General features: G+C 74.9%; 11 protein-coding genes and 1 tRNA gene. 7 read left to right on the forward strand and 5 right to left on the reverse strand.

All coding sequences use genetic code 11. The annotated features are described in order from the left end of the window. Positions 1 to 40 precede the first annotated feature (40 nt). Positions 41 to 3,022: a S8 family serine peptidase gene (locus OG617_RS29775; protein WP_405096235.1), complete on the reverse strand. Its 2,982-nt coding sequence runs from the start codon at positions 3,020 to 3,022 to the stop codon at positions 41 to 43. Between the two features lie 177 nt (positions 3,023 to 3,199). Here OG617_RS29775 and OG617_RS29780 point away from each other — a divergent pair, with 177 nt between their 5' ends. The 3 genes from OG617_RS29780 to OG617_RS29790 all read left to right on the forward strand — a co-directional run bounded on the left by OG617_RS29780 (position 3,200) and on the right by OG617_RS29790 (position 5,916). After that, the gene (locus OG617_RS29780) at positions 3,200 to 4,195 is read left to right on the forward strand and encodes a hypothetical protein (protein ID WP_405096236.1); all 996 of its coding nucleotides are present in this window, start codon (positions 3,200 to 3,202) and stop codon (positions 4,193 to 4,195) included. Between the two features lie 414 nt (positions 4,196 to 4,609). Next, a tRNA-Gly gene (locus OG617_RS29785) sits at positions 4,610 to 4,683 on the forward strand. A 33-nt stretch (positions 4,684 to 4,716) separates the two neighbouring features. Beyond that, on the forward strand, positions 4,717 to 5,916 hold the full coding sequence (locus tag OG617_RS29790) for an RtcB family protein (RefSeq protein ID WP_405096237.1): 1,200 nt from the start codon (positions 4,717 to 4,719) through the stop codon (positions 5,914 to 5,916). A 10-nt stretch (positions 5,917 to 5,926) separates the two neighbouring features. Here the strand turns inward: OG617_RS29790 and OG617_RS29795 are convergent, their stop codons facing one another. The 4 genes from OG617_RS29795 to smpB form a co-directional block, all read right to left on the reverse strand. Beyond that, positions 5,927 to 7,303 carry a hypothetical protein gene (locus tag OG617_RS29795; RefSeq protein WP_405096238.1) on the reverse strand — a complete coding sequence of 459 codons (1,377 nt, stop codon included), beginning with the start codon at positions 7,301 to 7,303 and terminating at the stop codon, positions 5,927 to 5,929. Positions 7,304 to 7,445: 142 nt separating this feature from the next. Further along, complete coding sequence (locus OG617_RS29800; RefSeq protein ID WP_405096239.1) at positions 7,446 to 8,933, reverse strand: MFS transporter; 1,488 nt, start codon at positions 8,931 to 8,933, stop codon at positions 7,446 to 7,448. A 48-nt stretch (positions 8,934 to 8,981) separates the two neighbouring features. Further along, complete coding sequence (locus tag OG617_RS29805) at positions 8,982 to 9,689, reverse strand: TetR/AcrR family transcriptional regulator (protein ID WP_405096240.1); 708 nt, start codon at positions 9,687 to 9,689, stop codon at positions 8,982 to 8,984. Between the two features lie 193 nt (positions 9,690 to 9,882). Next, entirely contained in the window at positions 9,883 to 10,371 is a 489-nt protein-coding gene (gene smpB / locus OG617_RS29810) for an SsrA-binding protein SmpB (RefSeq protein WP_405096241.1), read from the reverse strand. A 594-nt stretch (positions 10,372 to 10,965) separates the two neighbouring features. Between smpB and OG617_RS29815 the strand changes: the two genes are divergently transcribed. The 4 genes from OG617_RS29815 to OG617_RS29830 all read left to right on the forward strand — a co-directional run bounded on the left by OG617_RS29815 (position 10,966) and on the right by OG617_RS29830 (position 24,714). Beyond that, complete coding sequence (locus OG617_RS29815) at positions 10,966 to 11,511, forward strand: RNA 2'-phosphotransferase (RefSeq protein WP_405096242.1); 546 nt, start codon at positions 10,966 to 10,968, stop codon at positions 11,509 to 11,511. 94 nt (positions 11,512 to 11,605) lie between these two features. Beyond that, positions 11,606 to 12,868, forward strand: a complete 1,263-nt coding sequence (locus OG617_RS29820) for an MFS transporter (RefSeq protein ID WP_405096243.1) — start codon at positions 11,606 to 11,608, stop codon at positions 12,866 to 12,868. After that, complete coding sequence (locus OG617_RS29825; RefSeq protein WP_405096244.1) at positions 12,865 to 24,099, forward strand: MupA/Atu3671 family FMN-dependent luciferase-like monooxygenase; 11,235 nt, start codon at positions 12,865 to 12,867, stop codon at positions 24,097 to 24,099. Before OG617_RS29820 ends, OG617_RS29825 begins: the two co-directional genes overlap by 4 nt. Before the next feature lie 201 nt (positions 24,100 to 24,300). Continuing rightward, positions 24,301 to 24,714, forward strand: a complete 414-nt coding sequence (locus OG617_RS29830; protein WP_396685340.1) for a type II toxin-antitoxin system Phd/YefM family antitoxin — start codon at positions 24,301 to 24,303, stop codon at positions 24,712 to 24,714. The last annotated feature ends 11 nt before the right edge of the window (positions 24,715 to 24,725 follow it).

The following is a 24,725-nucleotide window of genomic DNA, read 5'->3' on the forward strand; positions in this document are numbered from 1 at the left end:
CGGACGATGTTGTCCGGCCCCGCCGCCCTACATGATCAGGTCAGTTGACGCTGATGATGGTGCCGGCCCCGTTCGGGTACTCGATGTAGCCCGTGTGCCGCCCGGCGGGCACTGCCGACCACTTCGCGGTGACCGTCAGCGGAGTGCCCGGGGTGACCTTGGGGTTCTTGGGGGACACCGTCAGCTTGCCGACGCCACCCTCGCCGGTGACCAGGTTCGCCTTCACCTTGAAGGGCGTTTCCGTGGTTCCCGGCAGGTCCGCCAGGGTGATGATCGTCATCTGGTATAGGCCGGGTTCCGGCCTCGCAAAGGTGAGGTGCACGTCATTGGCCGGCACGGTCCAGTCGTGGAAGACCAGATTGCCGTTCACCACCCGGAAGACGATGAGGGCGATCTCCGCCTGAGGGTGGTCCGCGCGTGCGGTGAACTCAACGACCTTGGTGCCCTTGGCCACCGTGACCGGGAAGTCCTTGCCCCAGATGTCGCTGATGTTCACCGTGCCGGGCGTCGACGGCCCCGACACCATCCCGTAGGTCTCGATCGGGAGCTTCTTGACCGCCGGGGTCACCTCGAAGGACACCGAGCCGGCGGCGCCGGTGCCCCGGAGCTCGGTCGGCGCGAGCACGCTCTGCGGGGTCACCACGATCGGGCTGCGAACGGCGGTGCCGCCACCATGCCAGGTCAGCGAACCGACGGTCGGCACGCCGGCGGGAGCCGTCTTGAGCTCCATGGTGACGGTGAACTGCTTGGTCTCTCCCGCCTTCTTGAAGCGCAGGGTGGATGGGCTCACCTTGGCCTTCAACCCGGGCAGGTCGACCGTGGCGTGGTACACGCCGGGGGTGACGGCGGTGACCTTACGGGTGACCGTCCGGGTGCCGAAGAGATTGCCGACGCCGATGGACGGGTAGTTCAGGTCGCTGCCCTGGATCGGCTCGACCCCGGAACCGGTCCGGACGCCCAGCCCTTCCAGGTAGCCCAGCCAGTCCTGCTCCGACGCGTCGTAGACCAGACCGGGGTTGAGCATCTTGGCCGGGTCGACGTGACCCGCGCCCTGGGCGAAGACGTCGCTGGTCCGCTTCCCGGTGGCGGTCTTGGTGGGGAAGGTGGTGGTCATCATCGCGGACTTGACCCGCGCCGGCGACCAGTCCGGGTACTTGGCGAGGTAGAGCGCGGCCATGCCGGCGATGTGCGGCGCGGCCATCGAGGTGCCGGAGTAGAAGTCGAAGTTCTTCCCCTCGGCGCCCGGCGGGGCCACGGCCGCGAGGATCGCGACGCCGGGAGCCGCGATGTCCGGCTTCAGGAGGTCCGGGTTGCGCTCCGAGGGACCACGCGAGGAGAACGCCGCCACCTGTGGGTACGGCATGGTCGGGCCGGTCGGCAGCAGGGTCACCTGCGCCCCCGCGGTCGCCGCGTAGTCCAGCACGGCCTGCGTGTCGGGCGAGTTGATGTGCACGGTCGGCACGCTGTGCAGGTCCCCGCTGAGGTCCTGGTCACTCGGGTTGGCCAGCACCATCCCGACGCCGCCGGCCCGTTTGACCTCGGCGGACTTGATCGGCCGTGCGATGACGCCACGGAGGCAGACGACGACCTTGCCGGCGACCTTCGCCGGGTCGAGGCTGCCGGCCATGCAGTTGTCCGCCTCGGTGTCGTCGGCGGAGGCGGCCTTCGCCGCCCGGGAGGCGATCAGGGGCTTGGGTCCGAACGCCGCCGCGACGGTCGTGCTGGTGCCGTTGAAGCGGGCCCCGTTGCCCAGCTCCACGCTGGCCGGGTACGGAGCGACCGTGCTGGCGCCGACCGTCATCGTCCACGGCACGGTGTTGTCCATCGTCGACGCGTCCGGACCGGAGTTACCGGCGGACGCGGAGACGAAGATGCCCGCCGCCGCCGCGTTGAGGAAGGCGAGTTGGGTCGGGTCGTCGGGCCACGACTCGCTTCCGCTGCCCACCGAGTAGTTGATCACATCGACGCCGTCGGCCACCGCCTGGTCGATGGCGGCGACGATGTCCGACGTCTGCCCGCCGGTCGTGTCGTCGTCGATGCCCTGCCAGAGTGCCTTGTAGACCGCGATCGCCGCACCCGGCGCGACTCCGGTGATCTCCCCGAAGTTGACGCCCTGCTCGGTGACGGGGACAGCGGTGTTGCCGGCCGCCGTGCTCGCGGTGTGTGTGCCGTGTCCCTGCGCGTCCCGGGGAGAGACGTAGTCCTTCCGCTTCTCCGCAGGAACGCGCCTCAGCCAGCCGTCGCCGAAGTACCGGGCGCTGATGACCTTCTCGTTGCAGAGGGTCGCGGCGAACTGCTCGCCGGTCTGGCAGGTGCCGGTGAACGTGCCACCGTCGGACTTGTGCATGACGGTGGCCGTACCCTGACGGTACGGCCGGTACGGATCGGCCGCCGTGGGCGCGGTGGCGTCGAGCGCCGGCGCGGTGAACGACGCGCTCTCCGGCCAGACCCCGGTGTCGATCACACCGACGACGACGCCCTTGCCGGCGTTGGCCGTGCCGCCGAGCTTGGACCACACGCCCCTGCGGCCGGAGAGACCGAGGAAGTCGACGGAGTTGCGGTCGTCGGTGGTCTTGAGCAGCCTGTCGGGCACCACGGAGAGCACGCCGCCGGTGACCAGCAGCTTTATTGCCTGCGCCCGGGTCAGTTCCGCGACGAAGCTGTTCGAGGCGACAGAGTTGCTCCTGAGCGGTTTGGCGCCCACGCTGCGCGCCACCTTGGTGTGCTTGTCCGTGAGGTGGCTGCGGTAGCGCTGGGCGTTGGCGGTGCCCACGTCCACCTTCTTGCCCCTACCGGGCTTGGTGCCGGCGATTCCGGCGACCCCGCCCTCGTAGGTCGCCAGCGGCTTCTCGGCCAGGGTGACGATGTAGGTGCCGCTGCCTCCGGTGCCCGGGGGCAGGACGCTCGGCGACGCCGGAGGCGCGGGCTGGGCGGATGCCGGGACCGGGCTGATCGTGATCGCCAGGGCAGCAGCAACTATCGCCGCGCCACGGAGGGAGGTGTGTCGGGGTCTGCGCGCCATTGCTCCTCTTTGGGGGTGTTCGAGACGACGAGGGTCTGCCCTGTCGGCAAGATCGCCAGGTGGGATGGTGAGTAGTGAACGTCTCAGGCCGAAATAAGTCGAGATATCTTCATGACGTCTTCGGTCACGTGGCGAATCACGCCACGCGCCGGGGGCGTGGATGCGGGCGGGTGGGATGTGCGGAACGATCCGGTGCTGGGCGCGCTGGGCATCAGCGAGTTCGACGAACAGGTCTACCGTCTGCTGCTGCTCCGGCCCGGCCAACCGCTGTCGGAGACCGCCGGCGCCCTGGGCGTCAACACCGCCCGGCTGCGCGGCGCCGTCGCCCGGCTCAGCAGGCTCGGCCTGCTGAGACGGACAGCGCCCGGCAAGTACGAAGCCATGGGGCCGCAGGCGGCACTGACGGCACTCGTCGCCCGGCACCGGCTGGAGACGGAAGCGGCGCTGGACGGCGTACAGGCTGCCGTCGCGGACTTCGCCCAACTGTTCCAGGAAGCCCGGCTCCGCGATCCCGGGCGTTGGGTGGAGGTGCTGTCGGGCCGGGAGACGGTCAACCGCCGGGTGGACGAACTCACCCGGTCCGTGCGAACCCACCTGTGGGTGCTCGACCGGCCGCCCTACATGAAGCACGTGGACGGCACCCCGGACACCAACGAGGCGGAGATCGCCGAGACCGAGGACCTGATCGCCAGAGGGGTGGACATCCGCACGGTCTACTGCCCGGAGTCCATGGGACGGCCGGGTCGCTTCGAGTTGCTGGTCAGGCTCGCCGAGGCGGGTGAACAGGCCCGGATGCTCCCCAGCCTGCCGTTCAAACTACGGATCATGGACCTGCGGGTGGCGGTGGTCTCGCTCACCGGCGGGGCCTATGACAACATCGCGCTGATCCATCCCTCGGGGCTGCTCGACGCGCTGACCGAACTGTTCCAGGCGTACTGGGGTCGGGCCACACCGCTCGCCGGCGCCCACCCGCCGGCCGACGACAAGCCGAGCGACGAGGATCTGCTGCTGCTCCGGATGCTCAAGGCCGGCCTCAAGGACGAGGCCATCGCCCGCCAACTCGGGGTCAGCGCCCGCACCGCCACCCGCCGGATCGCCTCCGTCATCGAACGACTGGGTGCCACCACCCGGTTCCAGGCCGGCGCCGAGGCGTCCGCGCGCGGCTGGCTCTGACCGGCTGGCCGACCCACCGACCCGCCGACCGGCCGACTCGCCGAACCGCCGACGTCGGGCGGGCGTGTCGGTGGGTGCTGAGGGCGGCCGAATATCCATTTGCGACCGTCTTGGCCCTCGCCTACGGTCATTGGGCAAGGTCAACCCGAGCTGATTCAGGGAGCATGCCGTGTCGCAGCGCAAACGCACCACAACCTCGCGGCCCACGCCGCGCGGCGGTGCCCCGCTGCTCACCGGCGAGCAGACCCTCGGCCGGTGTCAGCGCCGACAACTCGGGTGGTGGCGCGGATAGCGCCAGCGCGACATGCGCAGCCGCCCATCCCGAGTCCGGGACCGGGCGGCTTTTTCGTCCCCGGTGCCCGCCCGTCGGACCGTGATCGCCCACGTCCGTCCCGCCGCCGGTGGACCGGACTCGCGGCTGTGGCGCAGCCCGGCAGCGCGTCACCCCGCCACGGTGAAGATCGCCGGTTCGAATCCGGCCAGCCGCTCCGCGAAAAACGAGACCGAACGAGGAGAACACGATGGCATTCACCCCGCTTCCGGGCACCCGCGCGCCCGTCCGGGTCTGGACCGACCCGTACGCCATCGAGGAGCAGGCCGCCCGGCAGCTACGCAACATCGGCGCGCTGCCCTGGGTCGAGGGCGTCGCCGTGATGCCCGACGTCCACTTCGGCAAGGGCGCCACCGTCGGCTCGGTGATCGCGATGCGGCAGGCGGTCTCCCCGGCCGCCGTCGGCGTGGACATCGGCTGCGGCATGTCGGCGGTGCGGACCTCGCTCACCGCCGCCGACCTGCCCGACGACCTCGCCGGGCTGCGCTCCGAGATCGAGGCGACCATCCCAGTCGGCTTCGCCAAGCGCGACGCCGCGATCGACCCGCGCCGGGTACGCGGGCTGGAGCAGCGCGGCTGGGCCGACTTCTGGGGGCGCTTCGGCACCCTCGACAAGCGGGTGGCCCAGCTCGAGACCCGGGCCCAGCAGCAGATGGGCACCCTCGGCGGTGGCAACCACTTCATCGAGGTCTGCCTGGAGCAGGGCGGCCCGGACGCCGGCCGGGTCTGGCTGATGCTGCACTCCGGGTCGCGCAACATCGGCAAGGAACTGGCGGAGCGGCACATCGGCATCGCGCGGCGGCTGCCGCACAACGCCGAGCTGCCCGACCGGGACCTAGCGGTGTTCCTCGCCGACACGCCGGAGATGACGGCGTACCGGCGGGACCTGTGGTGGGCGCAGGAGTACGCCCGCCGCAACCGCGCGGTGATGCTGGCCCTGCTCTGCAACGTGGTCCGTGACCGGTTCCCGCAGGTCGGCTTCGACGAGCCGATCAGCTGCCACCACAACTACGTCGCCGAGGAGACGTACGGCGGGGTGGACGTGCTGGTCACCCGCAAGGGCGCGATCCGGGCCGGCGCCGGGGACCTCGGCGTCATCCCCGGCTCGATGGGCACCGGGTCGTACGTCGTGCGGGGGAAGGGGAACCCGGACGCGTACTGCTCCGCCTCGCACGGGGCCGGGCGGCGGATGTCGCGCGGGCAGGCGAAGCGGACGTTCAGCACGGACGACCTGGCGCGGCAGACCGCCGGGGTGGAGTGCCGCAAGGACGCGGGGGTGGTCGACGAGATCCCCGCCGCGTACAAGGACATCACGGAGGTGATGGCGCAGCAGGAGGACCTGGTCGAGGTGGTCGCCCACCTCAAGCAGGTGGTCTGCGTGAAGGGCTGAGCCGCGCGGGTCAGCCTGATCGAAGGCTCAGCGGGGTACGTCGGATGACGTCCATGACCTGCGCCGCCGCGGCGGAGGGGCGGCGGTCGCGGAGGTCCAGGACGGTGCCGGGGAGGCTCACGCGGTGGGCCACGAGCAGCCGCATGATCGCCAGCAGGGGGTCGAACCGGCCGGTCAGGTCGAACTGCCGGCCGTCGGGACCGATCACGACGGCGGGGCTGACCCCGGCGGCGAGGTTGGTGCGTTCCCAGTCGATCTCGTACGACCGGCGGTCCCCGCCGACCTGCACGACGAGCTGCTTCGTTCGGTGCAGCAGCGCGAGGTAGTTCATCGGCACCGTCAGCTTCTTCCCGACGTCGAACGGGGCGCCGCCGTCGGGGAACAGCCGCAGGACGGTCTCCAGCACCGGGCCCTCGTACTGGAAGGTGTCCGTGCCCCGCAGCTCCAGGAACCGGCCCCGGACGAGCTGCCCGCCGTGGCGTGCCCACCGGCGGTCGACGCCACCGAACGCCCCCTCCGCACCGGGCAGGCGGTCGATCACCCACCTGGCCCTGCCGTCCGGCAGCGGCTCGGGCGTCGGTCGACCGGCTGCGGCCCGCTCGACGAGGCTCTGCAGTCGTGTTGCCACGGCGGGGTCGACGCGTCGCAGGTCGATCGTGTCGCCGTCCAGGGCGATCCGGCCCGTGGCCCTCGCGCTTCTCATCTGCTCCAGGAGGAGATCCGGGTGCCCGGTCAGGTCGACGCGTCGGCCGTCGAGCCCGACCAGCCGGAAGGTCCGGGCGCCCGACAGCAGGGCGCTGCGCGGCCAGTCGATGCCGAATTCCGCGGGGACGCCTGGGTGGGTGACGGCGACGAGTCGCCCCGCAGTGACGGCAGCCAGGCACAGGGACGGCACGCGCCACGTGGCCGTCGACTCGAACGGCTCGCCGCCCTCGGGGTGAACCCACAGCCTGAGCCGGATGCGCGCCTTGGGCTCGTCGGGGTCGAGGTCGCCGCCGTAGCTCTGGTACGTCGCCTCCCAGTCCTGGCCGTACGTCACGAACGTCGCCTCGCGCACCTCGGCCGTGGCCAACCGGCCATCCTGGATCGGGATCCGGGCCGTGGGGGTCCACATGGCGAAGCTGTCGTCGTCGCGCCGGTGCGCGTCGTACACCTGGTTGCGGTCGGTGATCACCCGGAAGTGCGCCCGGGTGAACAGGAAGGCGCCGATCGGGATCGCGAGGGTGAACACCAGGCCAGTGATGAGGAAGGCCAGCGGGACGCCTTCCTCGCCCGAGCCGACCTCGCTGACGCCGAGGGCGCCCACGACGAGGAAGACCGGCCCGGCCACCCCGCAGACGGTGAAGATCACGAGATTGCGGACGAACGCACGGGTGAAGCTCTGCACGGCCCCTCCTCCGCGGACTCCGGTCCTTGATACCACCGCGCGGGGTCGGTGTGGCCACGCGGCGCGTACCGGAAGAGGAAAGGCCGGCCCCGGCGGCGCGCGAGGTGCGCGGTGCCGGGACCGGCCGTGGCCCCGGGCGGTCTCAGCCCATGTGTACGGTGCCCCCGGCCGGGATGTCCTCCCGGCGGACCTTGATCAGCAGCAGGGTGGCCAGGCCGGAGAGCAGGATCAGCCCGGCACCCCAGGCGAACGCGACCGTGTAGCCGTGCACCAGCGCGTTGACCTGGGTCGCGGGGCCGGGGACCCGGGTGGCCAGGTATCCGGCGACCGCGCTGGTGTACATGGTGTTCAGCAGGGCGGTGCCGAGCGACCCGCCGATCTGCTGGGTGGCGTTGAGCGTGGCGCTGGCCGCGCCCGCGTCGTGGTTGGGCACCCCGACCAGGGCGAGGCTGGACACCGGTACGAAGGTGAACCCGAGGCCCATGCCGAGGACGACCTGGGCGGGGAGCAGGTGGCCCACGAACGAGGTGTCCACGTCGATCTGGGTGAGCCACAGCATGGCGGCGCCGGCCAGGACCGCGCCGGCCAGCATCAGGGGCTTCGCGCCGATGCGGGGGAGCAGGACGCTGGCCGCGGCGGCGGCGACCAGCACGCCGGCGGTGACCGGCAGGGAGGCGAGGCCCGCCTCCAGCGGGGTGTACTGGAGCACCACCTGGAAGTAGAAGGCGAGGAACAGGAACGCCCCGAACAGGCCGGCGCCGATGAGCGTGGAGGCGATGTACGCGCCGCCCCGGTTGCGGTCGAGCAGGATGCGCATCGGCAGCAGAGGGTGGCTGGAGCGCAGCTCGATCACCACGAACACGGCGAGCAGGATCACGCCGGCGGCGATGAAGGCCAGGGTGGCGGTGGCGTCCCAGCCGTCCTCGGCGGCCTTGGTGAACCCGTAGACGAGGGAGACCAGGCCGGCGGTGACCACGACGGCGCCGGGTACGTCGTACCGGGTGTCGCCGTGGGCGCGGCTCTCGGGCACCAGCGGGACGGCGGCGATGATCGCGATGATCGCGACCGGGATGTTGACCAGCAGGCACCAGCGCCAGTTGGCGTACTCGGTGAGCACGCCGCCGAGGAGGAGGCCGACGGCGGCGCCGCCGCCGGAGATGGCCCCGTAGACGGCGAACGCCTTCGCCCGTTCCTTCGTCTCGGTGAACAGCACGGTGAGCAGGGCCAGCGCGGCGGGGGCGAGCAGCGCGCCGAAGGCGCCCTGGAGGGCGCGGGCGGCGAAGAGCAGCCCGCCGCTCTGGGCCAGGCCGCCGAGGGCCGAGGCGAGGGCGAAGCCGGCCATGCCGACGAGGAAGGTCCGCTTGCGGCCCCAGTAGTCGGCGATCCGGCCGCCGAGCAGCAGCAGGCCGCCGAAGGCGAGGGTGTAGGCGGTGACGACCCACTGCCGGTCGGCGTCGGAGATGTTGAGGTCGATCTGGGCGTTCGGCAGGGCGATGTTCACGATGGTCGCGTCGAGGACGACCATCAGCTGGGCGATCGCGATGATCGCCAGCGCGATCCAGCGCCGCGGGTGCGCGGACGTGGCGGTCGCCCCGGGCGACGCGGGCGCGCTGGACGTGGATCCGGGCATGGTGGAGCCTTCCGTGGAGGGGTGTCGGTGCGCGGGCGGACCGCCGCGTCAGCCGGCGTGGTACCGCAGAACGGGAAGCAGTACCTGGTCGACGAGATGAGTGAGGAACGTGTCGTCGGCGGGGAGCCCGTGGGAGAGGATCCGGGACATCACCATGGCGGGTGCGAGGTCGTGGAAGAGATCGCGCTCGCCGGCCTCGGGCGGGATCTCGCCGCGGGCGGCGGCGCGGACGATGACGGCGGCGCTGAGGACGCGGCCGGCCGGCATCACCTGATGTCGGATGAGCTTTTCCAGCTCCGGGGCGGTGCGCATGGCCAGGGTCAGCGCCTGGATGAGGTCACTGTCCGCGGTGCAGATGGCAGCGGTGACGCGGAGCATCTCCAGCAGGTCGCCGCGCAGCGAGCCGGTGTCGGCGGGGATGTGCCGGTCGACGTGGCGCTCGTGCAGGGCCGCGGCGACCAGTTCGGGCTTGCCCGGCCAGTGCCGGTAGATGGTGGCCTTGCTGACCCGGGCCCGGGCGGCCACGGTGTCGATGGTCAGCCGGTCGTAGCCCACCTCGCGCAGCAGGTGGATCACGGTGGCGAGCAGCTCCGTGAAGCGTTCCGTCCGCGCCGGTGCCGGGGCGGTCCGCGCCGCCGGAACGGCCGGTGCCGGGCTGGTCCGTACCGGTGCGCTGGTCCGTGCCGGTGTCGGTGCCGGGGCGGTCCGTGCCGGCGGGACGGCCGGGGTCGTCGGGCTCTGCTGCTCGCTCGTCACTGGCCCTCCTGCGAAACGGTGTCGTACCCGAGCGTAGTGAAGACTCGGCGTTTGCAAGCCGGGATGCGATCTGTATCGCATTGCGGGGGCGAAACGAGGTCGTTTCGTGCTGGTATGGTCGATTATCTGGGGCCGGGCACGATGTTCCGGGATCGGGCACGGCGGGGCCCGGTGACGAGGCGGCGGGTGCGGGTCAGGCGCGCCGGGCGCGGGCGCCCTTGAGCCGGCGGCCGAACTCGCGGGCGATCTCCCGCTTGGCGTCCCGCTCGGCGATCGCCTGCCGCTTGTCGTACGACTTACGGCCCTTGGCAAGGGCAAGCTCGACCTTGGCCCAGCCGTCGGCGAAGTACAGCGACAACGGCACGAGAGTGAGACCGCCCTCGCGCGTCCGGTCGAGAATCCGGTCGATCTCGACGCGACGCAGTAGCAGCTTGCGGGTGCGGCGGGGCTGGTGGTTGGTCCAGCTGCCGAAGCCGTACTCGGCGATGTGCAGGCCGTGCAGCAGCAACTCGCCGTCGTGCTCCTGGGCGAAGGCGTCGACCAGCGAGACCCGGCCGGCCCGCAGCGACTTCACCTCGGTGCCGGCGAGCACCATCCCCGCCTCGTACGTCTTGAGGATGTCGTAGTCGTGCCGGGCCTTCTTGTTCGAGGCGACGAGGGTGCGTCCGGTCTCCCTGGGCACGGTCGGCCTCCCGATGCTGGTTCCGCGTCAACGCGAGAGGCTAGCAGCCGGCCCCGGCACCGCGCCGAGCTTTCCCTGCCGGCGGCCTGTCCGGCCGGGTGGTTGTCCCCCGGTGTCGACCACCGGATGTTTCCGGCACCGGCACCGGCACCGGCGGCGGCGGTTGTACCGGGGCGCACCAGGGCGATTGCGAAGTGGGGCGGGAGCGCTTCGATCAGGAGGTCTCGGGGGTTCTGGCGTGGGCGCCGCTCCATGGCGGGTGTGTCTCCCGGCGCCTATGGAGCTGAGTCGGATACGACATCAGCCGCGCTCGGCGTGCTCGGCGACCGTGAGCGACGATCCGGTGGGGCGGTGGGTGATGCGACGGCGGTGGTCCGGCCGGCGTTGATGACGTGGACGACTCAGCTCCATAGGCGCCGCCCCACAGCATCGACCGCCTCGCCCCCAGCTCCGCCCCCAGTTTCGCCCCGGCCACGGTCCCCAGGCTGACCAGGGACCGCGCCCGCGACAACGCAACGCCCCTGCCGTCGTGGCCCCGGACGTCGCGTGGAAAACGGGTGGAACGGCGGGGCCACCACCGGCCACAATTCCGGGATGGATCACCGCGCCACGGTCAAGCTGAGCAAGCGGATGTCCCGGGCGTTGCGGCACGAGCCGCACCGCCTTGGCCTCACGCCGGACCGAGCCGGGTGGGTCCTGGTCGACGACCTGCTGGCCGCCCTGCGGGTGGGGCGGGACGCGCTCGACGTGGTGGTCGCCGAGAACGACAAGCAGCGCTTCGCGGTGGAGCGCGGCCCCGACGGGGCCGAACGGATCCGGGCCAACCAGGGCCATTCCATCCCGGTCGATCTGGGGTTGCCGCCGGCGGTGCCGCCCGACCTGCTGTACCACGGCACCGGCGCCGCCGCCCTCGACCCGATCCGGGCGACCGGGCTGCACCGGGGCGGCCGTCACCACGTCCACCTGTCGCCGGACGTCGAGACCGCCCGCCGGGTCGGCGCGCGGCGGGGCGGGGCCGTGGTGGTGTTCACCGTGGACGCGGCGGCGATGGCCCGCGACGGGCTCGTCTTCCACCGCAGCGCCAACGGGGTGTGGCTGACCGACGCCGTCCCCGCCCGTTATCTCACCCCGGGACGGTAGGGGCACCCCGCAATCCCGACTGCGCCATTGAAAGTCGCCCGGCCGGCAGGCAGGATCGGCGGTCCGGAGGCATCGACAGTGGTGGGGACCTTCAGTGGTGGATGGGGCCGACGGGGGGCGTCCGGCGCGCGACCTGCGGCTGGTCGTGGCCGCGCACGCGGCGTCGACGTACGGCAGCTACCTGAATTTGGTGGCACTGGGCCTGTTCACGCTGGAGGTCACCGGCTCCGCCGTGCAGACCGGCCTGTTCATGGCCGTCCGGATGACCGCAGGCTTCCTCATGGGACCGGTGAGCGGGCTGCTCGCCGGCCGGTGCCGGCGTACCCGCCTGATGATCGGCGCCGACGTGCTGTCGGCCGTGACCCTGGCGCTGCTGGTCGCGGCCCCCGACGGGGCGCGAACCGGGATGCTCTACGCGCTCGCCGTGGTGCTCGGCTGCGGGCAGACCCTGTGGGGGGTCGCGCTGCGCAGCGAGCTGCCCGAGCTGGCCGGCCCCGACCGGCGGGCCCGCGCCAACGCCCGGCTCGTCGCGGCCCGGTCGGTGGCGATGCTGCTCGGGTTCGCCTCGGCGGGAATCCTGGTCGCCCAGCTCGGCTACGAGGTGGCGTTCCTGCTCGACGCCGGCACGTACGTGCTGTCCGCCGGGCTGCTGGCCCGGGTGGCGGCCCGCCGGCCGGCCACCGCCGAGCCCGGGACCGCGCCGCCCGCCGGGCCGCGCGCCCTGGCCGGCTTCGGGATACTGCGGACGGTCGCCCCGGTGGTGGTGGCGATGATCGGGGTACGCGCCGCCGACGCGTTCGGGTCCGCGTCGCACAACGTGGGCATCCCGGTGCAGGCCAGCCTGGTCCGCCCCGACTCGCCCGCCGGGTACGCCGCCGTCTTCCTGACCTGCTGGGCGGTGGGCAGCCTCGTCGCCGGCCGGTGGTGCGCCCGGCTGGCCGCCCGCACCGGCGGGGTGGGCTCCCCGCGCTCCTTCGGCGTCGCGACCTGCCTGATGTCGGTCTTCTTCGTGCTCGCCTTCACCGATCCTCCCCTGTGGCTGCTGGTCCCGCTGACCGTGGCGGCGGGCGCCGCCGACGGCTACGCCGAGATCAGCTACACCACCCGGCTCCAGGCGGTCGACGAGCCCCGGCGCGCCCGGCTGTTCGGGTTCGCCAGCGCGGCGCAGAACGCCGGCTTCGGCCTCGGCATGGTCGGCTGCGCCGCCGCGCTGGACCGGGTGGCCCCGCTCACGGTCGTCGTCGTGGCCCACGGGGCGGCCTTCGCCACGGCCCTGGCGTTCCTCCTCGTCCAGACGTTCCGACCGGCCCACCGGCACGGTCCACCGAGCCCCCGACCCGTCGAGGTGACGCCGTGACCGCCGTACCGCCCGCCCGCCGCCCGGCCGTCAGCCACGGCGGCGACCTGCCCGCCGACCCGGAGCACCCGCGGACGTTGGGCTACGCGCTGCGGCGGGCGGCGCGGGATTTCCCCGACGCCGGCATCCGGGTGGTGGACGAGGACGGCCGCAGCGTGTTCCTCGACCATCCGACGCTGCTCGCCCGGGCTCGCGTCGTGCGGGCCGGCCTGCGGGCGCGGGGGGTCGCCGCCGGCTCGTCGGCGATCCTGCGGGTCACCGCCGGCGCGGAGTACTGGCCGGCGTTCTGGGGCTGCGTGCTCGGCGGCGTCGTGCCGCTGACCGTCGGCGCCCCGGCCGGCTACGACGCGGACAGCCCCGCCCTCGCGGCGCTGCTGCACGCCTGGCGGGCCCTCGACGCCCCGGTCGTCCTGGCCGGGGCGGAGGACGTGGCGGGGCTGGCCGGTCTGCCGCTGGCCGGCCGGGTGCTCGCCGTGGCGGAGCTGGCGGCGGGGGACACGGACCCCGCCGGGGAACTGCCCGACGTCGCCCCCGACCCCACCGGGGTGGCCGTCCTGCAACTGTCGTCGGGCAGCACCGGCACCCCGAAGATCATTCCGTTGACCCACCGGGGCCTGTCCGAGTACGCCGTCGGCGCCCGCGAGATGCTCGACGTCCGCCCGGGCGACGTGCTGCTCAACTGGCTGCCGCTGGACCACGTCGCCGGCCTGCTCCTGTATCACCTCGGCGGGGTGTTCCTCGGCGCTACGTCCGTCCACGTCGCCACCGGGCTGGTGCTGGCGGACCCGCCGCGTTGGCTGGACCTCATGCGCCGGTACGGGGTGACGCACAGCTGGGCGCCGAACTTCGGCCTGCGGCTGGTCGTCGACGCGGTGGCGCGCGCCCCGGGCCGGCGGTGGGACCTCGGCGGGGTGCGGCGCATGGTCAGCGGCGGCGAGCAGTGCCTGCCGGAGACGTTCGAGGCGTTCGTCGCCGCGACCGGGGTGCCGGCGGCGGCCATGACCCCGGCCTGGGGGATGTCCGAGACCTGCACCGGGATCACCTTCGCGTCGTTCACCGCGCCCGGCTGCCGGCAGCGGGTCGGCACGGCGAGCCTCGACGGCGACCTGGAGTGGGTCGACGACGACCCGACGGCCGACTGCACGGAGTTCCTGTCCGTCGGCCGGCCCGCGCCCGGGGTCACGCTGCGCATCGTCGACGCCGACGGCGCGGTGCTCCCCGAGGGCCGGATCGGCCGGCTGCAGGCCCGCTCGGCCCGGGTCACCCCCGGCTACCTCGGCGACCCCGAGGCGAACCGCACGGCCTTTCCCGACGGCGACTGGCTGGAGAGCGGGGACCTGGCCTACCTGCGCGACGGCGCGGTCACCGTCACCGGGCGGGCCAAGGACCTGCTGATCCTCAACGGGCAGAACATCCCCTGCCACGAGATCGAGCGGGCCGCCGCCGGGGTCGCCGGGGTACGCGCCGGGCTCGTCGCCGCCGTCGGCGTACCCGACTCCCGCACCGGCACCGAGTCGCTGGTGCTGTTCCACGTCCCCGATCCCGACGCGGCCGAGCCGGCGCAGGGGGTGGCGGAGGCGCTCACCGCAGTGGTGGCCCGGCGCTGGCAGGTCGTCCCGGCGCGGGTGCTGGCCGTGCCCGAGGAGGAGTTCCCGCGTACCTCCGGGGGGAAGCTCCAGCGGGCGGAGCTGCGGCGGCGGTTCCTGGCCGGCGGCTTCCCGCCCGGCGGCCCCGGCCCCGGCCCGGTGGCCGTCGCCGGCCCGGCGGGTGCGGGCGCGGAGCCGGCGGGGGGCGGCGCGGATCCAGCGGGGGAGCCGCCGCCGGCCGGGCCCGGGCGGGCGGCGATGCGGACCGTCGTCCGCGCCGCGCTCGCCGACGTCCTCGGCCGGCCGGTCGACGCGGACCGGCCGTTCTACGAGCTGGGCGTCGGCTCCGTCGAGATCGTCCGGTTCCGGGCCCGGCTGGAGCAGGCCCTGGGCCGCCCGGTCCCGCAGCCGACGCTGTTCGCCCACCCCACCGTCGACGCCCTCAGCGCGCACCTCGCCGCCGCCGGCCCGACCGCCGGCCCGGCACCGACGCAGGCACCCCCGGCGGACCGGCGGGTCGCGATCGTCGGCATGGCCGCCCGGTTCCCGGGCGCGGGCACCGCCGACGAGTACTGGGAGCGGCTGCTCGCCGGGGTGGAGAGCGTCCACTTCTTCACCCCGCAGGAGCTAACCGCGGCCGGGGTGCCCGAGGAGGCCGTGCGCGCCCCCGGCTTCGTGGCGGCCAGCGGCGTCCTGGACGACATCGCCGGCTTCGACGCCGGCTTCTTCGGCGTCAGCCCCCGGGAGGCCGAGCTGCTGGACCCGCAGCACCGGCTGTTCCTGGAGACCTGCCACCACGCCCTCGAGGACGCCGGCTGCCCCGGCGAGACCGACGGCCGGCGGATCGGCGTGTACGCGGGCGGCGGGATGAACCTGTACCCCCACCACACCTACCTGCGTCACCAGCTCCCGCAGGCCGTCGGCTCGGCCGACCCGGCCACCACGATCGGCGCGGCGCTGGGCAACCAGCCCGACTTCCTGGCCACCCGCGTCGCGTACCGGCTCGGGCTGACCGGCCCGGCGGTGACCGTGCAGACCGCCTGCTCCACCTCGCTGGTCGCGGTGCACCTGGCGGCGCGCGCCCTACTCGCCGGCGACGCCGACATCGCCCTGGCGGGCGCCGTGGCGGTGCACGTCCCGCAGGTCACCGGGTACCGGCACACCCCCGGGTCGATCCTGTCCGCCACCGGGCGGTGCCGGCCCTTCGACGCCGACGCCGACGGCACCGTCGGCGGCAACGGGGTGGCGGCCGTCGTGCTCAAGCCGCTCGACCGGGCGCTCGCCGACGGCGACCGCATCCACGCGGTGCTCCTCGGCTCGGCGGTCAACAACGACGGGGCCGGAAAGGTCGGCTACACCGCGCCCGGGGTGTCCGGACAGGTGGACGTCGTCCGGCGGGCCCTGCGCGACGCGGGGGTGCCGGCCGCCTCCGTCGGGTACGTCGAGGCGCACGGCACCGGCACCGCCCTCGGCGACCAAGTCGAGCACCACGCCCTCGCCGAGGCGTACGCGCCCGCGCGGGCGTTCCTCGGCTCGGTGAAGGCCAACATCGGGCACCTGGACAGCTGCGCCGGGATGGCCGGCCTGGTCAAGGCCGTGCTCACCGTCCGCTCCGGCCGCGTCCCGCCGCAGATCAACTTCACCCGGCCGAACCCCGCGCTGGGCGTGGCCGACGGGCCGTTCACCGTCACCACCGTCGCCGCCGACTGGCCGGCGACCGGGTCGCCCCGGCGGGCCGCGGTCAGCGCCCTCGGCGTCGGCGGCACCAACGCCCACGTGATCGTCGAGGAGCCGCCGCTCCCGCCACCCCCGCCGCCCAGGCCCGGCGACCGGCCCGCCCCGGTCCCCGGACTGCTCCCGGTCTCCGCCGCCGACCCGGCCGCGCTGGCCGCGCTCGCCCTGGCCCACCGGGACCGGCTCCGCGCCGACCCCGCCCTGCCGTTGGCGGACCTGGTGCTGACCGCCGGCACCGGTCGCCGTCACCTGCGCCACCGGCTCGTCGCCCTCGGCGACTCGACCGCCGCGCTGGCCGATGCCCTGGACCGGCACGCCGCCGGTCTCCCGGCCGACGTGGTCGCCGGCGAGACCAAAGGTGACGCCGCCGGGCCGGTCGCCCTCGCGTTCCCCGGTCAGGGGGACGTCCGCGAGGCGCTGCTCCCGCTGGCGGCACGGTTCCCGGTGGTCCGCGCGGTGCTCGACGAGGCCGCCGACGCGTACCGGGAGGCGGTTGGCGGGGACCTGGTCGTCCGGCTGAGCGAGGAGCGCCCGCCCGCCGGCCGGCCCACCGACGTGGCCCAGCCGGCACTGGTCGTCGTCGGGGTGGCGCTGGCCGAGCTGTGGCGGTCGTGGGGCCTGGCCGTGGACCACGTCCTCGGGCACAGCGTCGGCGAGTACGCGGCCCTGGTCGTCGCGGGCGCGCTGTCCCTCGCCGACGCCGTCCGGCTCGCCGCCTGCCGGGGCTGCCTCATGGCCGACGGCCTGCCGCCCGGCGCGATGCTGGCGGTGCTGGCCGACCGGTCCGTCGTGGCCGACCTGCTCGCCGGCTCGCCGTTGGAGCTGGCGGCGGTCAACGGGCCGGCCCGGCACGTCCTCGCCGGCCCGCCGGCCGAGATCGACGCCGCCGTGGCCCGGGCCGCCCGGCTCGGGGTGGTGACCCGGCGGCTCCCGGTCGACCGGGCGTTCCACTCGGCGGCCGTCACGCCGGTGCTGGACCGTCTCCGGCAGCTGGCCGACGAGGTCGCGTTCCGGCCCACCCGGCTGCCGGTCGTCAGCGCCCTCGACGGCCGGATCCGCCCGCCCGGCTGGCGGCCCGACGCCGACCACCTGTGCCGGCACGCGCGCGAGCCGGTGCGCTGGCACGACGCCGTGTCCGCCCTGGCCGCCGAGGGCTGCCGGACGGTGGTCGAGGCGGGCGCGGACGGCGTGCTGACCGGCATCGCCGCGGCGGCCGGGCCGGTGCCGCGCTGGGTCCCGTCCCAGCGTCGCGGCCTCGACCCGGCCGCCGGACTGTGGCGGGCGGCGGCGGAGCTGCACGTCGCGGGGACGCCGCTGGACTGGGCAGGACTCGTGGACGGCTACGGCGGCCGGCGGGTCACGCTGCCCGCGTACCCGTTCCAGCGCCGCCGGTTCTGGGCCGACCCGGGCGCCGCCGACCCGCGTGCCGCCGTGCCCGCATCGGTCGTGTCCGCATCGGTCGTGTCCGCGTCCGTGGGGTCTGTCGCCGCGCCGGGTCCGGCGGCCGGGGTGGACTCGGCGGGGGTGGACTTGGCGGTGCTGGAGCGGGTGCGGGCGCTGACCGCCGAGCGGCTCGGCCTGGCCGTCGCCGAGGTCGACCCGGACCAGAGCTTCTTCGCCCTGGGTGCCGACTCGCTCCTACTGATCACCATGTCCCGGGAGATCGACCGTGCCTTCGCCGTCCGGGTGCCGGTGCGGGACCTGTTCACCGCCGTCGACACCCCCCGCCGCCTGGCCGCCGCGATCACCGCCGCCGCCCCGGCGGCGAAGGACCCGGGGGCGACCGTGCCTACCGGGCCGTACCGGGCAACGGCCGGGTCCCCCGCGATCGGGCCGGAGTCGACCGGGCCGGAGGTGGCCGCGCCTGTTCCGGCCGGCCTCGCCGCCGGCGGGGGCCGGCCGGGGTCGGGCGAGCTGGCCGGCATCATCCATCGGCAACTGGACCTGATGCAGCAGCAGCTCGCCCTGCTCGGCGCCGCTTCCGGGCTCGGCGACGGCCCGCCGGCAGGCGCGACCCAGGCCGTGTCGTCGGCCGTGTCGTCGGCCCCGCCGCCCGCCGCCGTGTCACTCGCCGCCGAGCCGGTTGCCGCCGTGCCCCGCGCCGTCGTGCCGGTGGTCGTGCCGGTCGCCGCTCCCACGGACGCCGTCGCGCCGCCGGCGGCCGCGCCGGACACCGCCGACTTCAGCCTCTACTTCTTCGGCGACTACCCCGACCAGGACCGGGAAGACAAGTACGGGGTCGTCCTCGACGCGGCGGAGTTCGCCGACGTGCACGGCTTCCACGCCGTCTGGATGCCGGAGCGGCACTTCCACTCCTTCGGCGGTCTCTTCCCCAACCCGTCGGTGCTCGCCGCAGCCCTCGCGGTGCGTACCCGGCGGGTGCGGCTCAACGCCGGCTCGGTCGTGCTGCCCCTGCACCATCCCGTCCGGGTCGCAGAGGAGTGGTCCATGGTGGACAACCTCTCCGGCGGCCGGATCGGGCTCGGCTGCGCGCCCGGCTGGCACGCCAACGACTTCGTCTTCCAGCCCGACCACTTCGGGCGGCACAAGCAGGTGATGTACGAGCACCTGGACACCGTCCGGCGGCTGTGGCGCGGGGAGACGGTGCCGGCCCGGTCGGGCAGCGGCGAGCGGATCGAGGTACGCCTGTTCCCCCGGCCGGTCCAGGCGGAGCCGCCGGTCTTCACCGCGATCGTCGGTAACCCGGACAGCTACCGGGAGGCGGCCCGCCGCGACGTCGGCGTGGTGACCAACCTGATGACGCAGGACGTGGCGCGCCTCGCCGAGAACGTCGCCCTGTACCGGCGTACCCGGGCCGAGCACGGGCTCGACCCGGCCGGCGGGCGCGTGGTGGTGCTGCTGCACGCCTACCTCGGCGAGGACGCCGAGCGGGCCCGGGCCGAGGCGTTCGAGCCGTTCTGCGCCTACCTGCGCTCCTCGTTCAGCCTGCTCGGGCAGGTGGTCAACAGCCTCGGCATGAACGTCGACCTGGCTGACACCCCGGACGACGACGTCCGGTTCGTGCTGTCCCGGGCGTACGAGCGGTACTGCGCCGAGCGCGCGCTTATCGGGTCCCCGGAAGGCTGCCGGGCGGTTGTCGAGGCGGTGCTCGACGTCGGCGTCGACGAGATCGCCTGCTTCGTCGACTTCGGACTCCCGGGGGACGCGGTCCGTGCCGGCCTGCCGGCGCTCGACGCGCTGCGCCGGGCCACCCCGCGCCGGGTCGCCGCCCCCACCGGACCCCCGGCGGGCAACGACGCACCGGCGCCGGACCCCGGCAGCCCGGTGCCCCCGCCGCCCGCAGAAACCGCAGGAACCGCAGGAACCGAGGGGGCCGAGGGGGCCGACGGCACCGACGGAACCGACGGGGCAGGCGGGACCGTTCGGACCGCGCCGCTGTCGTCCGCGCAGCGCCGGCTCTGGCTGGTGGAGCGGCTGCACCCGGGCACCCCCGCGTACCACGAGGGGGTGGCCGTGCGGCTGCGCGGCCCGCTCGACCACGCCGCGTTGCGGCGCGCGTTGCGGGATGTGGTCGACCGGCACGCCCCGCTGCGCACCAGCTACGCCGAGGTCGACGGGGAGCCCCGGCAGGTCGTACACGCGTGGGTGCCGGTGGAGTGCCCGGTGCGCGACCATGCCGGCGAGGCCGAGGACGCGGCGGTCCGGGCCGCGCTGGCCGCCGGGAGCCGGCGGGTGTCCGACCTGGCCCGCGGCCCGGTGTTCGCCTTCACGCTGCTGCGCTTCTCCGCCACCCATCACGTGCTGGTGCTGACGTTCCACCACCTGGCCACCGACGGCGGGTCGTACGCCGTGCTGACCCGGGAGGTCTCGGCCTGCTACCGGGCCCGCGCGGCCGGCGCCGCCCCCGACCTGCCGCCGCTGCCGGTCACCTACCCGGAGCTGGCGGCGGCCGGCGCCGGCGAGCCCGATGACGAGGACCTGGCCTACTGGCGGGGCCGTCTCGACCCGCCCCCGCCCACCCTCGTCATCCCGTCCGACCTGACCCGCCCGGCGCTGCCGTCGGCGGCGGGGGAGAGCGTCTTCCGGGAGTTGCCCGCAGAGCTGGCGGAGCGGGTACGGCGGTTCGGCCGGGACGAGCGGGTCACCCCGTTCACCGTCCTGCTGAGCGCGTTCGGGGTGCTGCTGTTCCGGTTCACCGGCCAGGCCGACCTGGTGATCGGCACCGGCACGGGCGGCCGGGACGAGCGGACCGCCGACCTGATCGGGTTCTTCGTCCGGACCCTCCCGCTGCGGCTGGACCTCACCGGCGACCCGACCTTCCGGGAGCTGCTCGCCCGGGTCCGGGTGACCGCCGCCGACGGGTACGAGCACGACCGGGTCCCGTTCGACGCCCTGGTCCGCGCGGTGGCCCCGAACCGCGAGGCCGGCCGTCATCCCCTCTTCGACGTGGTCGTGGAGTACGAGAGCGGCCCCGAGGCGTTCGCCTTCGACCTGCCGGGCGTCACCGCCGAGCCCCTGCCGGTGGGCCTGGACAAGGCTCCGGTCGACCTGATGGTCTACCTGTCGCACGGCGGGACGCTGCGCTGCCACGTCGAGTACCGCACGGAGGTGCTCGACCGGGCCACCGTGGACCGGCTGCTCGACCACCTCCACCGGCTGCTGGATGTGCTGACCCGGGAGCCGGGCCTGCCGCTGTCCCGGTTGGCCGACCGGCTCGACGACCCGGTCGCCCGCCCGGTCGGGCCGCAGCCCGAACCCGCCGCCGACCGGCTGCACGACCTGTTCCTCCGGCAGTCCGCCCGGACCCCCGACGCGGTCGCCGTGGTCTCCGGAGAGCGCCGGTGGACGTACCGGGAACTGCGCGACCGGGCCCGGGAACTGGCCCGGCGGATCGCGGCGCACGGCGCTGGGCCGGACGACCTCGTCGCCGTGCTCCTGCCGCGCCGGCCGGAGCTGGTTGCGGCGCAGCTCGCCGTGCTGATGGCCGGCGCGACCTTCCTGCCGCTGGACCCCGACCTGCCGGCGGCCCGGCTGCGCGACCTGCTCGCCGACAGCGGCGCCCGCCTGCTGCTGACCGCCGCCGACGTCCCCGACCCAACCGGGCCCGCCGCCGACGTCCCCGACCCAACCGGGCCCGCCGCCGACGTTCCCGACCGCGCCGGGGTGGTCCGGGTGCTGGTGGACGGGCCTGCCGAGCCGGACCTGCCCGACCCGGTCGACACGGCCGGCCCCGGCCACCTCGCCTGGTGCGTGTACACCTCCGGCTCGACCGGCCGGCCCAGGGCGGTGGGCGTGCCGCACCGGGCCGCCGTGGACATCGTCGACTGGCACGCGCGCGCTCTGGCCCTCACCGGCGCGGACACCGTGGCGCACGCCCTCGGCCTCGGGTTCGACGCGAACCTCGCCGAGATCCACCCGGCGCTCGCCGCCGGTGCGACCCTGCACCTCGTGCCGGCGCGGGTGCGCGCGGACCCGGCGCGGCTGGTCGCGGAGTGGCACCGAGCCGGCGTCACCGTCGCCTTCCTGCCGGCGCCCCTCGCCGAGCTGGTTCTCGCGCTCCCGACGCCGCCCGCCCCGACGGTCCGGACCCTGGTGGTCGGCGGGAGTCAGTTGCGCCGCCGGCCACCCGCCGGGTACCCGGCGGCGGTGCTCAACGCGTACGGCCCGACCGAGGCCGCCGTCGTCACCACCGCCGGCCCGGTGCCGGCCGACGGCCCCGGTCCGATCGACATCGGCCGGCCCGTGGACCACCGCCGGCTGTACGTGCTGGATCGGCGGGGCGGGCCGGTGCCGCCGGGCGCGGCCGGCGAGCTGCACGTCGGCGGCACCGGGCTCGCCCGGGGCTACCTGGGCCGGCCCGCGGCGACCGCGGCGGCGTTCCTGCCCGACCCGTTCGCCACGACGCCCGGGGGCCGGATGTACCGGACCGGGGACCTGGTCCGGCTCCGCGGCGACGGCGCGGTGGAGTTCCTCGGCCGGGTCGACGACCAGGTGAAGATCGCCGGGCACCGGGTCGAGCCGGGCGAGGCCGCCGCCGCGCTCGCGCTCCTGCCGGGGGTACGGCAGGCCACCGTCGTCGCCCGGCACGACCGGGCCGAGCCGTACCTGGTCGGGTACGTGGTCGGCGGCGGCGACGACGGCGAGCCGCCCGCCGCCCGGACCGCCCGGCTGGCCGCCGAGCTGGGGGAGCGGCTGCCGGCCCACCTCGTCCCTCGGGCGTGGGTGACGCTGGACGCCCTGCCCACCGGGGACACCGGCAAGGTCGACGTCGCCCGGCTCCCGGCGCCCGACCAGCCGCCCGCCGGGGAGGAGCCGCGCCCGGGCCGGGAACGGCTCGTCCACGATGCCTGGTGCGCGGAGCTGGGCGTGGCCCAGGTCCCGCTGGACGTCTCCTTCTTCGCCGCGGGGGGCGACTCCCTGGGCGCGGTCCGCCTGGCCAACCGGCTACGCGAGGCGCTCGGCGTCGAGGTCGGGGTGGACCGGGTGCTGCGCAGCCCGGGCGTCCGCGCGATGGCCGCCGATCCGCCGCCCGCCCCTGCGGCCCCGGCCGTCCCCGCGGCCCCGCCCGGGCCCGGCACCCCGGCCGTCCCCGCCGCCCCGGCCGGGCCCGGCGGCCCGGCAGACCCTGGTGACCGGGCCGGTTCCGTGGCTCCGGTCCCGCACGCCGGCCCGGCCCCGGCGGTGTGCGACGTCGCGGTGCGGGACCGGGCGCCGGCGACGTACCAGCAGGAGCTGATGTGGCACAGGCAGCGCCTGGCCCCCGACCCGGCGGCCGTGCACATGGCGGTACGCGTCGACCTCGCCGGCCCGCTCGACGTGCCCGCCCTGGCTGCGGCGGTCGACGCCCTCGTCGCCCGGCACGAGGCCCTGCGTACCCGCGTCGTGGCGCGCGACGGCGCGGTGGTGCAGGAGGTGCTGGCCCACCGGCCGGTCGCGGTGCCGGTGACCGACCTCGCCACCGCCGACCTCGCCGGGGCGCGGGCGTGGTGCGTGGCGGCCGGCCGGGAGCCGTTCCCGACCGACGGGCCGTGGCTGCGGGCCCGCCTCGCCCGGCTGGCCGGCGACCGATGGGTGCTCCTGATGGTCGTGCACCACCTGTGCGGGGACGGTTGGTCCATGCTCCAGCTCCTCGACGAGTTGGGGCGGGGCTACTCGGGTACGCCGCCCGCCCCGCCGGCGCTGCGCTACGTCGACCACGCGCGCCGGCAGCGGGCGACCGGGGTTCCGCCGGCGGTGCTGCGCCACTGGCGGGACCGGCTCGCCGACGCGCCCCGGGCCGTCCCGCTGCCCACCGACCGGCCCCGGCCGGCCACGCCGTCGGGCCGCGGGGCGGAGTACGCCTTCGACGTGCCGGCCGAGCTGACCGGCCGTCTGAACCGGCTCGCCGCCGACGCGGGCCTCACGTTGTTCCCGCTGCTCGCAGCCGCGTACGCGCGGTTGGTCGGCGAGCTGACCGGGGCCCGGGACGTCCTGCTGTCCTGCCCGTACGCCCACCGGGACGGGCGGGAGCTGGAGCCGGTGGTCGGCCTGTTCGCCAGCACCCTGCTGCTGCGGGTGCGGCTGCGCGACGGGGAGCCCCTCGTCGACCTGGCGGCCCGGACCGACGCGGTGTTCCTCGACGCGGTGCGGCACCAGCCCGCCCCGTTGCCGTTCCTCCACGCCGTCGTCGACTCTGCTTGGCGGATGGGGGATCCGCCGCCGGTGACCGGCGCGGCCTTCGTCTGGAATCCGGGGATGCCGCCGCTGCGCCTGGCCGGACTGGTGACGGACATCACCGACCAGGAGTTGGACTGCGCGCGCCGGGACTGGGTGGTGATGGTCATCCCCGCCGGCGGGGGCCTGCGGGGTGTCGTCGAGTATGCGACGGACCTGTTCGACGAGGCGACCGTCGCCGGCCGGTGCCGCCGGTACGTCGACATCCTGACGTGCGCGGTCGCGGACGCCCGGTGAGCCTGTGGCGCAACCGCGCGTTCAACCTGCTCTGGGTCAGCCAGTGCCTGTCCGATCTCGGCACGGCCATGTCCGGCCTGGCCCTGCCGCGACGTTCAGCACCGGGATCAGGACGATGCGTGCAGAGTCCTGACCTGCGACGACGCCCATCGTGGACGGTCGGGGACATTTATTGTCGTACCCCGTCGTCAGCATGGACGCATGGCTGCCCCCGCCCTGGCCCACGAGCCCACCCCGCCGCGTGCCCTGCCGTTGCGCGAGGCCCGCACCCGACTGACCCAGCTCATCGCGATGGCCGAGCTGACCGACGCGGTCACGCTGGTCACCCGCGACGGCGACCCCCGCCCGATCGCCGCGATCGTGCCCGCCTCCGCCGCCCGCTCGGCGGCGCAGGCCCGGGCCGACGCCGACCGGCTGGCCACGGTGACCGCCGGTTGGGCCCGCCGCCTCGACGAGCTGCACCGGCAGAGCAGCCGGCGGCACGCCGTCGAACTGGGGGTCCTCACGGCGGCGCTCGCCGAGGTCTGGGCCGAGCTCGACCGCCGGGTCGTCCCCGGCGGCGACCCGGCCCTGGCCCGGCTCCGCGCCGCCCACGCCGACCTGCTGCGCGACTGACCCGCCCGGCT

It is taken from the genome of Micromonospora sp. NBC_01412 (assembly GCF_045040215.1).
GTDB lineage: Bacteria > Actinomycetota > Actinomycetes > Mycobacteriales > Micromonosporaceae > Micromonospora > Micromonospora rubida.